Source organism: Paracoccus sp. UBA889, assembly GCA_002294185.1.
Classification (GTDB): domain Bacteria; phylum Pseudomonadota; class Alphaproteobacteria; order Rhodobacterales; family Rhodobacteraceae; genus Paracoccus.
In genome coordinates this window covers 1-13,617 of sequence record DBFD01000059.1, presented here as the reverse complement: position 1 = coordinate 13,617, position 13,617 = coordinate 1, and the positions used below count along the sequence as shown (strand labels likewise).

Below are 13,617 nucleotides of genomic sequence, written 5' to 3'. Positions count from 1 at the left end.
GATCGAGACGATCAACAAGCTGGTGCGGACGGGCCGCCAGATGCTGCACGAGATCGGCCGCGAGCCGACGCCCGAGGAACTGGCCGACAAGCTGCAGATGCCGCTGGAAAAGGTTCGCAAGGTGATGAAGATCGCCAAGGAACCGATCAGTCTGGAAACCCCGATCGGGGACGAGGAAGACAGCCAGCTTGGCGATTTCATCGAGGACAAGAATGCGGTCCTGCCGCTGGATTCCGCCATTCAGGAAAACCTGAAGGAAACCACGACCCGCGTTCTGGCCAGCCTGACCCCGCGCGAGGAACGGGTTCTGCGGATGCGCTTCGGCATCGGCATGAACACCGACCACACGCTGGAAGAGGTCGGCCAGCAATTCAGCGTCACCCGCGAGCGCATCCGCCAGATCGAGGCCAAGGCGCTGCGCAAGCTGAAGCACCCCTCGCGCAGCCGCAAGCTTCGGTCCTTTCTCGATCAGTAACCCGTCATGTCGGAAGGACTGGAATATTCGCTGTATCGCAGCACCGCCAGTCGCGCGCTTCGGGCGGGCGAACTTGAGGACATTCTTGCCGCCGCCCGCGCGCGCAACCAGGCGATGTCGCTGACGGGCTGTCTGCACTACGAGGATGGGCTGTTCTTTCAATGGCTCGAAGGACCGGCGGATGCGCTGCGCGAAGTTCTGGGTTCGATCCTGCGTGACGACCGGCACCGAGATATAGCGGTGCTGGTGGAGGGCGCGCTGGAACATCGGCGCTTTCAGGACTGGCGGATGAGGTTTTCCGATCGCGACCGGGCCTCGCTTCTGGATTGGCTTGCCAGCGCCGAGGTCTCGACCATGGACCGCCGGGATTATGCCGCCGCAGTGATGTCGTTTCTGCAATCGGTCGAGGCCTGACAGCGGTGTCCTGACAACGGCGCCCGGATGGGTTGTGTCGCGGCACAAAAAGTGAACACTAAGCCCGACGCGCAGCAATCGGAGCCTTCATGCCGCAGGATTTTTCCGCCCGGATCATCGCATGGTCCGGCGATCTCCAGACCGTCCAGGCCCTGCTGGCCCTGCTTGCCGTCGGATTGCTGATGCTGGTCGTCCTGGCGCTGCGCCTGCGTCGCGCCTTGTCGGCGGGCGGGGCACGCGAGACGGCGCTGCAATCCAGACTGCAAGACGCCGATGGCCGGGTTCACGCGCTGGAATTGCAGATCGGCCAGCACGAGGTCCGTGCCGAGACGCAGCGGGCGCGCCTGGGCGAACTGGCGGAGGAACGCGACGGGCTGACCGACGCGCTGCACCAGGCCCGGCAGGAGATCGCGCAGATGCGCACGCAATTGGCCGAAACCCGGCTGGCGGCGCAGAAGGATCACGAATCCGCCACGCGCGAGATTGCGGCGCTGCGCGAGCTGCGCGAGGAAATGACCGGCCAGTTCAGGCTGCTGGCGGCCGAAACCCTGCGCGTGCAGCAAACCGACATGCAGAAGGCGCAGGGCGAACAGCTTTCCGCGCTGCTGACCCCGTTTCGCGACCAGGTGCACCGGTTCCAATCGGAATTGCAGGTCCGCAACAAGGTTCTGGACGAGGAGGGCGCGCGTCTGCGCGAACAGATCGCCTTCCTGCATCAGCGGTCCGAGGACATCTCTCGCGAGGCGGTCAACCTGACCCGCGCGCTGAAGGGCGAGAAGCAGCGTCAAGGCGCCTGGGGCGAGATGGTGCTGGAGAGAATTCTCGAGGAATCCGGGCTTGCATCCGGTATTCACTACGACATTCAGAACAGCTGGACCGACGAGGATGGCCGGCGCTGGCGCCCCGACGTGGTGGTCAGGATGCCGCGCGAAAAGATCATGGTGATCGACAGCAAGGTGTCGCTCAACGATTACGAGGTCGCGGTGAATTCCGACGATCCCGCCCAGGCGGATGCCGCCCTGCGTCGCCATGTGGCCGCGATCCGTGCCCATGTCACCACACTGGGCGAGAAGGGCTATCACCGAATGAACGATGCTTCGGTCGACTACGTGCTGATGTTCATCCCGATCGAGGGCGCGTTTTCCGAGGCTTTGCGCGCCGATCCGGGCCTGGCCCGCTTCGCGATGGAACGCCGGGTCGGCCTGACCACGCCCACCACGCTGATGTTGACCCTGCGCACGGTCGAACATATCTGGGCCGTCGAGCGTCGCGAAACCAACGCCATGGAGATCGCGAAACGGGCCGGCGCGCTTTATGACAAGGTGGCCGGTTTCGTCGAGGCGATGGAAGGGGTCGGCAAGGCGCTGGACCAGGCCGGCCGCGCGCATGGCCAGGCGCTGGACCGTCTGTCGCGCGGGCCCGGCAATGTCATCCGCCAGGTCGAGATGCTGCGCGAACTGGGCGCGCGCAACCAGAAACAGATCGGTCTGGACCATGACCCGACCGACGATCCCCGGCTGGGCACGCCGGATGATGCGGGATCCGAGGCAGCCGAATGAACCATGTCTTCCGGATCGCCACTGCAGGCCCTGCCTGCCACGACCTGACCCGCAAGGCGGCGGAATGGCTGATGGCGATTGACGCCGGCCGCGGGTTGCTGACGCTGATGGTGCGGCACACCTCGTGTTCGCTGCTTATCCAGGAAAATGCCGATCCAGACGTTCAGGTCGATCTTCTGGGCTGGCTGGACCGTATCGCACCGCCGGCCGATGATCCGTCGATGACGTGGATCAGCCACCGCAGCGAAGGCCCCGATGACATGCCCGCGCATCTGAAGGCCGCGATCCTGCCGGTCAGTCTGCAGATTCCGGTTTCCGGGGGGCGCATGATGCTGGGAATCTGGCAGGGCATCTATCTGGTCGAACACCGGACAGCGCCGCACCAGAGACAGGTGGCGGCGCTGTTTCAGTCCGATCCGGCCTGACCGGTTCAGTCGTCCAGAATGAACGTGACCATCATGTTGACGCGATAGCGGCTGATGGCGCCATCCTCGCAATCGACGGATTGCTCCTTGATCCAGGCACTCTTGACGTGGCGCAGCGTCTCGTTGGCGCGTTTCAGTCCCTCGCGGACGGCATCCTCGAAGCCGGTATCCGAGGTGGCCGAAATTTCGGTGACACGTGCAATACTCATCTCGCTATCCTCCTACATGCGTTCTCGGAGCAGGGCCAACGTCCCGCCGCGCAATTGGTTCGTGCGGCCGCTTGTCGGCCGATCAGCTTTGCGGCATCAGATGGATTTCGCGGATCGCCGCGCGCTCGGGCGCTTCGATGATGTGCATCACCGCCGCCGCGACGTCCTGCACCTGCAACTTTCCCGGCGCGCCATCGTCGAAGAAGGGTGTATCGACCATGCCCGGCGCAACGACCGCGCACCGGCCACCCCATTCGCGCATCTCTTCGGCCATGTTTCCGGCATAGCCATGCACGAACCACTTGGTCGCGCCATAGATCGAGCCCGCGATATGCCGCCGACCCGCGGCCGAGCCGGTCAGCACCAGCGTCCCCTTGGTCTTGCGCAGTTCCGGCAGGGTCAGCCTTGCGGTCAGCAGCAGGCCCGTGATGTTCAGTTCGATCATGCCGCGAATATCGTCCAGATCGGCCTTTTCCGTGCCGGGTGTTTCCAGACCCCGGCCGGCATTGGCGAAGGCCGCGTCGATGCCGCCGAAACGCGACACGCAATCCGCCACCGCGCCGGCCAGGTCGGATTCGTCGGTGACATCGCCGGGCAGGGGCAGCGCAGCCTCGCCCAGTTCGTCCGCAAGATTGCGCAGCTTGTCCCTTGATCGGGCGAACAGGCCGACATTCCAGCCGGCCTTGACGGCTTCGCGCGCAGTCTCGGCGCCGATGCCCGAGGATGCGCCGGTGATGAACAGGGTCTTTGCCATGGGATGCCGCCTTTCGGATCATCTGAGTTTCCGCCCGCCAACGCGGCTTTCCTGCCACATGTTCCACTGCGCCTATCTTGTGGGCTGTGGATAAACTCTACCCAAACCCTGCCACCGCACCTATAGTGGCTGCGGATCGCCGGACCGAGGGAACAACTGATGCGCTGTCCGTTTTGCGGAAATGTCGATACGCAGGTCAAGGATTCACGCCCGGCCGAAGATAACGTCGCCATCCGCCGCCGCCGCTTCTGCCCCGCCTGCGGCGGTCGCTTCACCACTTATGAACGTGTGCAGTTGCGCGATCTGGTCGTCGTCAAGTCGAACGGACGGCGGGAGGATTTCGACCGCGACAAGATGGCGCGCTCGATCCGGATCGCGATGCAGAAGCGCCCGGTCGAACCCGAACGGATCGAACAGATGATCTCGGGGATCGTCCGGCGGCTGGAAAGCACCGGCGAGACCGACATCGCCTCGAAGATGATCGGCGAGATCGTGATGGAGGCTCTGTCGCGGATCGACAACGTGGCCTATGTCCGTTTCGCCAGCGTTTACAAGAACTTTCAGGACGCGGGCGATTTCGACAAGTTCGTGTCGGAACTGCGCCCCGGCGCCGCCAACGAGTGAGCCCCGACCGGGCCGAAGACGCGCGCCACATGGCCCATGCGCTGCGTCTGGCACGGCGCGGATTGGGCAATGTCTGGCCCAACCCGGCCGTCGGTTGTGTCCTGATCCGCGACGGTCGCGTTGTCGGACGCGGCTGGACCCAGCCGGGGGGGCGCCCCCATGCCGAGGCCGTGGCGCTGGATCAGGCCGGGCCGATGTCGCGGGGCGCGACTGCCTATGTCACGCTGGAGCCCTGCGCCCATCATGGCCGCACGCCGCCCTGCGCCGAGGCGCTGGTGCGGGCCGGGATCACCCGCGTCGTCACCGCGCTGACCGACCCGGACCCGCGCGTCGGCGGACGCGGCCATGCGATCCTGCGCGCGGCCGGAATCGCGGTCTGCGAGGGCGTGGCCGAGGCCCGGGCCCGCGCGCTTCAGGCCGGTTTCCTGCTGCGCCTGTCCGATGGGCGACCCTTCGTGACGCTGAAGCTGGCCACCTCTTTCGATGGCCGCATCGCGACCGCCAGCGGCGAAAGCCAGTGGATCACCGGAGCCGGGGCCCGCAGCCATGTCCATGCCCTGCGCCTGAGCCATGATGCGATCCTGGTCGGTGGCGGCACTGCCCGCGCCGATCTGCCTTCGCTGAACGTGCGCGGCCTTGGTCCGGTGCGCCAGCCGGTGCGCGTGATCGCGACGACCCGGCCCTTGCCGGATCTGCCCCCGGAAGGGCCGGATCACGGCCCGCTGTGGCAGGTCGGCGGAGACCCGCGGGCGATCCTGGCCGATCTTGCCGCCCGCGGCATCACCCGGCTTTTCTGCGAGGGCGGGGGCATCCTGTCTGCCGCGCTTGTGCAGGCGGGCGTGGTCGATCAACTGATCGGCTATACGGCGGGCATCGCCCTGGGCGCCGAGGGCCGCGCATCCATTGCGCCGCTGGCTCTGCCAAACCTCGCCGCGGCGCCGCGATTTCGCCTTGTCGAAAGCCGCGCGATCGGCCCTGACCTGTTCCACCGCTGGCTGCGGGCCTGATCCCCGGCCGGGTCGAGGGCCGCAGCGCCTGCGCCCGCTATCTGCGCCAGATCCAGCTATGCCCGGCCAGCATCCCCTGCGCCTTGGCCAGAAGCCGCAATCCCGGCCCACGGCCGGTCGCGCGGCAAGCCAGTCGTGCGACCGCGATCTCGACCGGGCAGGGCAGCCCGGTCACCGGGTCGCGATAACGCGGATAGGCGATCAGGCAGGCATGGACCAGCGCCGCAAGATCGGGACGTGCGGTGCGGCGCGCGGGCACGGGGCCCAGATCGCGCGTCAGCCCCCAGCCTGCATAGAAAGGCGCCCCCAGAACCGTGACCGGCACCCCGCGCAGAAGTGCCTCGAATCCCAGCGTCGAGGTGATGGTCCAGACCTCGTCCACCTGGTCCAGCAGCGCCAGCGGATCGGCCCGGCGCGCGACGTGATCGGCCAGTCGCGCCAGTTCGGATCCGGACACCGCGCCAGGCCGCAGACCGGCCTCGATATCGGGATGGGGCTTGTAGATGACGAAGGCGTCGGGATTGTCCGCCCTGACGCGGGCAAGAAGCGCAAGGTTGTGCCGCTCTTGCCCGGCGCCGAGGCGGATCGAGGCGTCATCCTCGACCTGGCCGGGGACAAGGATGCGCCGCCGCCCGTCGCGTGGCGGCAGATCGGGGGCATCGCCCGCCAGGTTGTATTTCGTCAGGCCCGCCGCACGGATCGCGCCGATCAGAGCCCGGGCCCGCGCAGTCCCGCCCGGCGGCAGGGGCGCCGCGATCAGGCGTTCCAGCCGGCTTTCGCGGCCGGGGTCATAATAGATGCCCAGATCGTCCGCGACCAGCGACAGCGGCGGTGTCAGTTCGGCGCCCAGCCCGCGCGAGCGCAGAAAGCCGTCCTCGACCCTCGCGGCTTGCGGCACCCTGTCGGCGCGGCCTGCCCAGGCCAGCGTGACCCGCGGCGAGGGCGTGCGGGCGAAACCCAGCCCGGCGCTGTCGCCGAAGGCGTGCAGGATGAAGCGGCGTTTCCACGCGCGCATGCCATAGGCCAGATGGCCGCCGCGATCCTGCCGAAAGACGCGCGCCTCGGCCTCGATCTGGTTCACGGCACCATCGAAATCGGTCAGCGCGTCGCGGCAGGGATCATACCAGCAGGGCGCCAGCAGATGAGAGGCGGCGAACAGATCCTCGGGCGCAGCGGCGCCGCGGCGGTCGGCGGGCAGCATCGTTTCATCGTCGCTGAGGCCCCAGCCGGCATAGAATGGCAGGCCGAACAGCCGCGGGCGATGCCCTGCCAGCAGCGCCTCGTAGCCCAACTGGGAGCTGATGGCATAGACGCTGTGCGCATTTTCGACCAGCCGCCAGGGCGAGATCGGGGCGTCGCAAAGCAGATCGCCGGGGCGCAGATCGGCGCCGGTCAGGTGGCCCGGACGCAGGCCGGCGGCTGTCTCGGGATGGGTGCGCAGCACGATCGGGCGGTCGGGATGTTCGGCCCGTGCCGTTTCCAGCATGGCCAGGAACCGGCCGCGGCCCGCCCCCAGCAGCGAGGCGTCGCCGCGCGTCTGGTCGATGACCAGGACGTAGCCGGGCGGGGGCGCGGCAAGCCGGGGACGGTGGAAATTGTATTTCGACAAATCCAGCGATCGCAGCCGGGCGATACCCTGGATTGCGGCCTGGCGATGCGCGACGGTCACGCCCGAGGCGATCAGTCGTTCCAGCAGCGATGGCCGCGCCGGATCGAAATGCACCCCGCAAGGGTCGATCAGAAGGCCGATCGGACCGCGCCGCGCCACCGCGCCGCGCGCCCGCCCCGGAAGGATCGAACGCAGGAAGGCATCCTCGACCGTGATCAGCCCGCAACCCCGGCGCGTCGCGATGGCGCGACCGCGCCACGCGGTCGGACTGGCGCCCCAGATGCCGATGTCATCGCCCGCGCGGGGCAGGCCGGCGGCGATTCTCCAGCCGGCCAGTTCCATCATCCGCCGCAGGCGCGGGCGGGCGAAAAAGCCCCCATTGAACACGAAAAGCCGCCGGGGTTCGCCCCCGGCGGCCATGCCCTCATCCGCCGCCATGGCCGGGCTAGTTCCCCAGTTTGCTGAGATTGTCGGCCTGTCGGACACCGCCGGTGATGGCCGACAACACCTTGTTCCACTGCACGTAGGGTGCTTCGGTCACATAGACCGTATCCTCGTCGCGGATCAGGAAATCGCGGGCAAGGAACAATCCGTTCGGCTTGGTCAGATCCAGCACATAGGCCATCCGCTGCGAACCGGAGACGCGCTTGCCCAGAACCCGGCTTGCGACGGATTCCGGTTCGTCGCGCAGGATGAACACGCCGGTCGGATCGGCCAGGTTTGAATTCAGGCCCCCGACCATCGCGATGGCCTCGACCGCGCTGATCATGTCATTGCCCAGCGGCACCCGCGTCTGACCGCCGAGGGCGCCGATGGCGGTAAAGTTGCGCTGATCCTCTTCGACCAGGATGATGTCGCCGGGACGCAGCGCGATGTCGTTCTGGCCGGAATAGAGATCGGTCAGCCAGACCTTGCCCATGTCGTTGCCGCGCTTGACGGTCACGACCGCGATTTCGGGGGCGATGGAGACACCGCCCGCCCTGGCCAGCATTGCCGACAGGGCGCGGGTCGGACGTTCGATCGGATAGACGCCCTGGGACACGACCTTGCCCATGACCGAAACCGTGGCCCCGTCGCCGGCGACGCGCGCCACCGTCACCTGCGGATCGGGGGTCTGCGTCGACAGCCGCTGGGTGATGATCTGGCGCAATTGTTCGGGGCTGTTGCCCGCGGCCCGCACGCGGCCTGCATAGGGCACGAAGATGTAGCCCGCGCTGTCGACCTGAATTTCCTGGAGGTTGGTTGAACTTGATCCCAGCGAGGTCAGAAGCCCGTCATCGACGTTTTCCCAGATCGACAGGCCCAGCACATCGCCCGGCCGGATCTCGTCCGCGCCGACCTGGCCCGCATTCCTGAAGCCGCTCGAAAAGCCGTAGGTCGGAACGAAATTCGCGGCGCGGGTGACCTGATCGTTGACATAGACCACATTGGCATTGCCGCCGCGCTCGACCGAGCCTGCGTAAATCTCGCCCTTGGTGGGGCCGGACCGTGGCAGGGCGCAGGCGGACAGCAGCGTCAGGGCCGCAACCAAGACCAGCCGCATGGCGGCGGCGGGTGAGAATGGGACTGTCACCTCGAAAACTCCTGTCTTGCTCGTCCCGGCCCTTGTTGTCCGGTTTGCGGTTAATCTAGCGTCTGCCGGGCCCCTGGGCCACAAGAACAGGGGATCCAGGCCACCGGATCGGTGATTTGCTGCCGATGTGTCACATGTCCATCGGCCAGTGTCTCGTAAGGGTCAAGGGGGGCCAGCATCATATCGGCCACCAGCCGCAATGCGTGGGCGCGCGAGCGGCGCGAATAGAAGCCGCCGGGTACCTGGCTGGTCTGCAACAGATAGTCGCGGAAGATGCGGTAGGCGTGCGGATCCGGGGCACGCGGCGCCTTGAAGAAGTCGGCCAGGGTCTGGTCCGAGGTGATCCCGGTCTTCTGATAGACCGCGCATCCAAGCGCCTTGACCGGAATGCCGCGCCAAAGCGCCTGCTGCGCGGCTGTCGAATTCACGGTCACGATGGACCGCGCATGGGCCATCAGATCGGCCAGCTTGCCGCCGCGCAGATAATGGACCCGTTCCGTCAGCCCGTGACTGGCCGCGGAATCGCGGATCGCGTGGCGATTGCGCGCGCGGCCGTCCTCCAGCGGATGGGCCTTTAAGATCAGGTGGTGGTGACGTGGCGCCGAGCGGGCGAATTCCGCGATGACCGTCTCGACGAATTCGGAATTCCTGCGAAAGGGCGAATGACCGAGAAAGTTCGAATCGTGTTCGAGCTGCAGCAGAACCAGCGAATAGGGCTGACCCGACAGCTTGATCCGCCGCCATCGAAGCGCGCGTTTGAGGTTGTAGGCCGGCATCAGCATCAGCCTTTGCAGGTTCAGCCGGAATTCCTGCCGGACGGTGATCGCGCGGTGGCCGGCATAGCGGCGATAGCGCCGGTTCGCCGCCAGAACCAGGAAATGATACAGCGCGCCATAGAACTTGTGATGACGCATGTCGCCCCAATGCGCAGGCGGGCGGTGGATTTCCGCGGAGGTGTCGCGCAGGGCCGCGCGCATCTGCGACAGTGAAATTTCCAGGAGCGGCGAGGATCCGTTCGAGCCGCCGCGTTCATAGCTGATCCAGTAGGGCCGCAGATAGCCCTCCTCGAAGACGTGAAAACGCAGGGCCTCCTGATGGGCCACGCTGCGGGCGATGGCGTGGATCGGCCGCACGTCGCCGTAAAGCACGAGATCGGTGACGTTCTTCTCGACCAGGATGCGGTTCAGATGGGCGGGCCAGTCCCGAATGGTCGCTTCGTGGCGGATGAAGTGATCCTTGTCGTCCCAGAAAAATTCGTCGCCGGCGTTGAAACCACAGCGCCACACCGTCGCGCCCGCCTGCCGCAACAGGTGCCCGAGGCGGTTGAAGAAGGGTCCATGCGGTCCTTGCAGCAGCAGAAACACCCTTTCTTCCATCGCGAGAAGACCGGCTTGCGATGGGTCGCTGTCTGAATGGTCAAGAGGGTTGTGAAACATCGGCCGGCAAAGTGACAAGGTGCAATTGCCGGACAGTTTGCACGTTCGGGTGGTATTTTCCACGATTTTGTCGCGTCAGGAGGACCGGCCGGCGTCGCGTCGCGCCGGATTCGGGCGGTGGGCGATCGGCCCATGCCTTGCGCGGCGTGGGCCGATCGCCTAGGTCATTGCGCGTGCACAGGGGGCTTGGCGATGTTCACGGGCATCATCACGGATATGGGCGAGGTTCGCGTGGTCGAGATGCGCGGCGACATGCGCGCGCGGATCGGCTGCGGCTATGACATGGCGGGCGTCGATCTGGGTGCCTCGATCGCCTGCGACGGGGTTTGTCTGACGGTGATCGCCAAGGGCGCCGACTGGTTCGATGTGGATATTTCGGCCGAGACGCTGTCGAAAACGAATATCGGCGCGAATGGCTGGGCGGTCGGCAAACGGCTGAATCTGGAACGGGCGCTGAAGGTGGGCGACGAACTGGGCGGCCATATCGTCAGCGGTCACGTCGATGGCGTGGCGCGGATCGTCGCGGCGCAGGATCAGGGTGACAGCCTGCGCCTGACCTTCGAGGCGCCGCCGGCGCTGGCGCGTTTCATCGCGCCCAAGGGATCGGTCGCGCTGAACGGCACCTCGCTGACGGTGAACGAGGTCGAGGGCAATCGTTTCGGCATCAATCTGATCCCGCATACGCGGCAGGTCACCACATGGGCCACGGCCGCGACCGGCGATGCGGTCAATCTGGAAATCGACACGCTGGCCCGCTATGTCGCGCGGCTGGCCGAGGCCGGGGCGGCGGATACCGGGACCGCGACGCGATGACCCGGATCGGAGACAATGGCGGTCCGGCGATGGATGGGACGCGGTGGCGCGCCCATTGCTGGCACCGGGCGCGGGCCGATCTGCTGCCGGTCCTGCCGGTCGAGGTCGTGCGGATGCGGGTGCGCCGCGCGCAGGCGCTCGGGCTGGACTACAAGACCTATGCCGGGGTTCGGGCCTCGACCGGGCGCGATCTGGTGGCGTTTCTGTTTTCCTCGAATGCACTTGGCGTGTTTCGCGACGGCGCGGCCCTGCCCGGCGGACGCGAGTGCAGGTTGCAGACCCTGACGGCGTCGCGGCATCTGGGGGCCGGGCCGGGGCTGGACCGTCTGGCGCTGGCGCGGCGCATCGACGCCGATTCCAGCCTGGATCTGCCGCGTTTCGGCCAGAGTTGGGCCTTTATGCGCGATGAGGTCAAGACCTGGCTGCGCCAGCAACATCTGCCCGGTGACGCAGTGCTCATGATCGGCGAAACGGATCACGAGCGCGAAATGATGGCGGCCGGAGGACTGGCCGGGTTCATCACCGGAATGCGCTATTTCGAAGGGACGCGCCATGCAGTTTGAAAAACCCGGCCCGGTCGAACGCGACTTTTCCGACGCGATCTCGTCCATCGAGGAGATCATCGAGGATGCGCGCAACGGGCGCATGTTCATCCTTGTCGATCACGAGGACCGCGAGAACGAGGGCGATCTGGTGATTCCGGCGCAGATGGCCACGCCCGATGCGGTGAATTTCATGGCCACCCACGGGCGCGGCCTGATCTGCCTGTCCCTGCCTGCAGCCCGGATCGAGGCGCTCGGCCTGACGCTGATGAGTCCGCGCAATTCCTCGCGCCACGAGACCGCCTTCACCATGTCGATCGAGGCGCGAGAAGGGGTCACGACCGGGATCAGCGCGCATGACCGCGCCCGCACCATCGCCGTGGCCATCGACCCGACCAGGGGCGCGCCCGATATCGCCACGCCAGGCCATGTCTTTCCGCTGCGCGCCCGCGATGGCGGGGTTCTGGTCCGCGCCGGCCATACCGAGGCGGCGGTCGATATTGCGCGGCTGGCGGGGCTGAACCCGGCCGGCGTGATCTGCGAAATCATGAACGAGGATGGCAGCATGGCGCGGCTGCCCGATCTGGTGGCCTTCGCGCAGAAACACGGGCTGAAGATCGGAACGATCAGCGATCTGATCCGCTATCGCCGCCGCTACGACAATCTGATTGCCGAACGCGCGTCGCGCATCGTCCATTCGGCTCATGGCGGCGAATGGATCATGCGCATCTTCGCCGACGAGATGCAGGGCGCGGAACATATCGTGCTGAGCAAGGGCGACCTGACCGCGCCAGGCCCCGTTCTGGTGCGGATGCACGCGCTGGATCCGCTGCATGACGTGCTGGGGATCGGCGGGGCGGGCGCCGGCAGCCTGCCCGCCGCCATGCGCGCGATCGCGGACGAGGGCCGCGGCGCCGTCGTGCTGATCCGCGATCTGACCCACGCAATCCGGCAGCCCGACGAGGCCGGGCCGCACACCCTGCGTCAATACGGCCTGGGCGCGCAGATCCTGTCGGCACTCGGCCTGTCGGACCTGATCCTGCTGACGAATTCCGCCCCGGTGAAGATCGTCGGGCTTGACGGCTACGGGCTTTCCGTCCATTCCACGCGGCCTATTCCCAAGGACTGAGCCATGGTCTTGAACACTGCGCATCACGAATTGCCGCTTCCGACCTTCGATTCGCCGGTCCGGCTGCTGGCCGTGGTCGCGCCCTATTATCGTGCGATCGCCGATGGCCTTCTGGCCGGCGCGCGGGCGCGGGCCGCCGAAGCCGGCGCGGTGATCGACGTGATCGAGGTTCCCGGCGCGCTGGAAATCCCCGCCGCCATCGGGATCGCCGCGCGGCAGGCCCATTATGACGGTTTCGTGGCACTTGGCTGCGTGATCCGCGGCGAGACGACGCATTACGATACGGTCTGCAACGACAGTTCGCGCGGGCTGACGCTGCTGGGTCTGAACGGGGTCTGCATCGGCAACGGCATCCTGACGGTCGAAAATCCCGAACAGGCTCAGGTTCGCGCCGATCCCGCCGGGCAGAACAAGGGGGGCGGGGCGGCCGCAGCGGCCTTGCACCTGGTGGCGCTGACGCGCAGATGGGCCGCCAGGCGCGACCCTGACCGCGCGCCCCGCGACGTGATCCGTCTTGCGGGCGAACTGGACGGGCAGGGCAAGGCATGACCGAGGCACGACAAAACTCACGCTCGGGGTCAGACCGCCGCGCACTTAGCGGGGCGGCACGGCTTTATGCCGTCCAGGCGCTGTTCCAGATGGAGGCGGCGGGACAATCGGCCGATCGCGTGCAGCGCGAATTCGAGACCTATCGCATCGGCGCCGAGGACGAGGAAGGGCAGATGCCCGAAGCCGATCGCGATCTGTTCATGCGCATCGTCGATCAGGCGGTGACCTGGCAATCCCGGATCGACCAGGCGACGGATCGGGGGCTGGTGGCGAAATGGCCGATCGACCGGATCGATCCGGTGCTGCGCGCCCTGTTTCGCGCGGGTGGCGCCGAACTTGCGGGCGCCAGGACCCCGCCAAAAGTCGTCATCACTGAATATGTCCGCATCGCCGAGGCCTTTTTTCCCGACGGCCGCGAGCCGAAATTCGTGAACGGGGTGCTGGATCACATGGCGCGCGATCTGCGCCCGGATGCATTCGACGGATGATGTGACGCCGG

16 protein-coding genes are annotated in these 13,617 nt (G+C 66.7%); 11 read left to right on the top strand and 5 right to left on the bottom strand.

Annotated features, from left to right (window positions below):
• From B4L36_RS12080 to B4L36_RS12065, 4 genes are all read left to right on the top strand, one after another.
• Positions 1–475, top strand: a 475-nt coding sequence (locus B4L36_RS12080) for a sigma-70 family RNA polymerase sigma factor (protein ID WP_292957519.1), incomplete at its 5' end; no start/stop codon positions are given.
• 6 nt (positions 476–481) lie between these two features.
• The gene (locus tag B4L36_RS12075; RefSeq protein WP_292957517.1) at positions 482–889 is read left to right on the top strand and encodes a BLUF domain-containing protein; all 408 of its coding nucleotides are present in this window, start codon (positions 482–484) and stop codon (positions 887–889) included.
• Positions 890–978: 89 nt separating this feature from the next.
• The gene (rmuC, locus tag B4L36_RS12070; protein ID WP_292957515.1) at positions 979–2,448 is read left to right on the top strand and encodes a DNA recombination protein RmuC; all 1,470 of its coding nucleotides are present in this window, start codon (positions 979–981) and stop codon (positions 2,446–2,448) included.
• The gene (locus B4L36_RS12065) at positions 2,445–2,873 is read left to right on the top strand and encodes a secondary thiamine-phosphate synthase enzyme YjbQ (RefSeq protein WP_292957513.1); all 429 of its coding nucleotides are present in this window, start codon (positions 2,445–2,447) and stop codon (positions 2,871–2,873) included. Before rmuC ends, B4L36_RS12065 begins: the two co-directional genes overlap by 4 nt.
• A 5-nt stretch (positions 2,874–2,878) precedes the next feature.
• On the opposite strand, the gene B4L36_RS12060 is transcribed toward B4L36_RS12065, so the two are convergent.
• Together B4L36_RS12060 and B4L36_RS12055 are read right to left on the bottom strand one after the other, a co-directional pair.
• Complete coding sequence (locus B4L36_RS12060) at positions 2,879–3,082, bottom strand: dodecin family protein (RefSeq protein WP_292957511.1); 204 nt, start codon at positions 3,080–3,082, stop codon at positions 2,879–2,881.
• Positions 3,083–3,164: 82 nt separating this feature from the next.
• Positions 3,165–3,836 carry an SDR family oxidoreductase gene (locus tag B4L36_RS12055; protein WP_292957509.1) on the bottom strand — a complete coding sequence of 224 codons (672 nt, stop codon included), beginning with the start codon at positions 3,834–3,836 and terminating at the stop codon, positions 3,165–3,167.
• A gap of 159 nt (positions 3,837–3,995) precedes the next feature.
• Between B4L36_RS12055 and nrdR the strand changes: the two genes are divergently transcribed.
• Together nrdR and ribD are read left to right on the top strand one after the other, a co-directional pair.
• Entirely contained in the window at positions 3,996–4,460 is a 465-nt protein-coding gene (gene nrdR, locus B4L36_RS12050; protein WP_292957506.1) for a transcriptional regulator NrdR, read from the top strand.
• A complete protein-coding gene (gene ribD / locus B4L36_RS12045; protein WP_335662393.1) occupies positions 4,457–5,467 on the top strand; it encodes a bifunctional diaminohydroxyphosphoribosylaminopyrimidine deaminase/5-amino-6-(5-phosphoribosylamino)uracil reductase RibD in 1,011 nt (336 codons plus the stop codon). Before nrdR ends, ribD begins: the two co-directional genes overlap by 4 nt.
• Positions 5,468–5,504: 37 nt before the next feature.
• Here the strand turns inward: ribD and B4L36_RS12040 are convergent, their stop codons facing one another.
• From B4L36_RS12040 to B4L36_RS12030, 3 genes are all read right to left on the bottom strand, one after another.
• Complete coding sequence (locus B4L36_RS12040; RefSeq protein WP_292957503.1) at positions 5,505–7,514, bottom strand: capsular polysaccharide biosynthesis protein; 2,010 nt, start codon at positions 7,512–7,514, stop codon at positions 5,505–5,507.
• Between the two features lie 7 nt (positions 7,515–7,521).
• On the bottom strand, positions 7,522–8,619 hold the full coding sequence (locus B4L36_RS12035; RefSeq protein WP_292957521.1) for a polysaccharide biosynthesis/export family protein: 1,098 nt from the start codon (positions 8,617–8,619) through the stop codon (positions 7,522–7,524).
• A gap of 80 nt (positions 8,620–8,699) precedes the next feature.
• Entirely contained in the window at positions 8,700–10,025 is a 1,326-nt protein-coding gene (locus B4L36_RS12030) for a capsule biosynthesis protein (RefSeq protein WP_292957501.1), read from the bottom strand.
• 252 nt (positions 10,026–10,277) lie between these two features.
• Here B4L36_RS12030 and B4L36_RS12025 point away from each other — a divergent pair, with 252 nt between their 5' ends.
• From B4L36_RS12025 to nusB, 5 genes are read left to right on the top strand one after another with little or no spacing between them, the layout of a single operon-like run.
• A complete protein-coding gene (locus B4L36_RS12025) occupies positions 10,278–10,898 on the top strand; it encodes a riboflavin synthase (protein ID WP_292957498.1) in 621 nt (206 codons plus the stop codon).
• Positions 10,895–11,461 carry a hypothetical protein gene (locus B4L36_RS12020; RefSeq protein WP_292957495.1) on the top strand — a complete coding sequence of 189 codons (567 nt, stop codon included), beginning with the start codon at positions 10,895–10,897 and terminating at the stop codon, positions 11,459–11,461. The genes B4L36_RS12025 and B4L36_RS12020 overlap by 4 nt, the downstream gene beginning before the upstream one ends.
• Entirely contained in the window at positions 11,451–12,569 is a 1,119-nt protein-coding gene (gene ribB, locus B4L36_RS12015) for a 3,4-dihydroxy-2-butanone-4-phosphate synthase (protein ID WP_292957492.1), read from the top strand. The genes B4L36_RS12020 and ribB overlap by 11 nt, the downstream gene beginning before the upstream one ends.
• 3 nt (positions 12,570–12,572) lie before the next feature.
• Positions 12,573–13,118 (top strand): 6,7-dimethyl-8-ribityllumazine synthase, encoded by a 546-nt coding sequence (locus B4L36_RS12010; RefSeq protein WP_292957489.1) that lies wholly within the window; start codon positions 12,573–12,575, stop codon positions 13,116–13,118.
• Entirely contained in the window at positions 13,115–13,606 is a 492-nt protein-coding gene (gene nusB / locus B4L36_RS12005; protein WP_292957486.1) for a transcription antitermination factor NusB, read from the top strand. The genes B4L36_RS12010 and nusB overlap by 4 nt, the downstream gene beginning before the upstream one ends.
• The last annotated feature ends 11 nt before the right edge of the window (positions 13,607–13,617 follow it).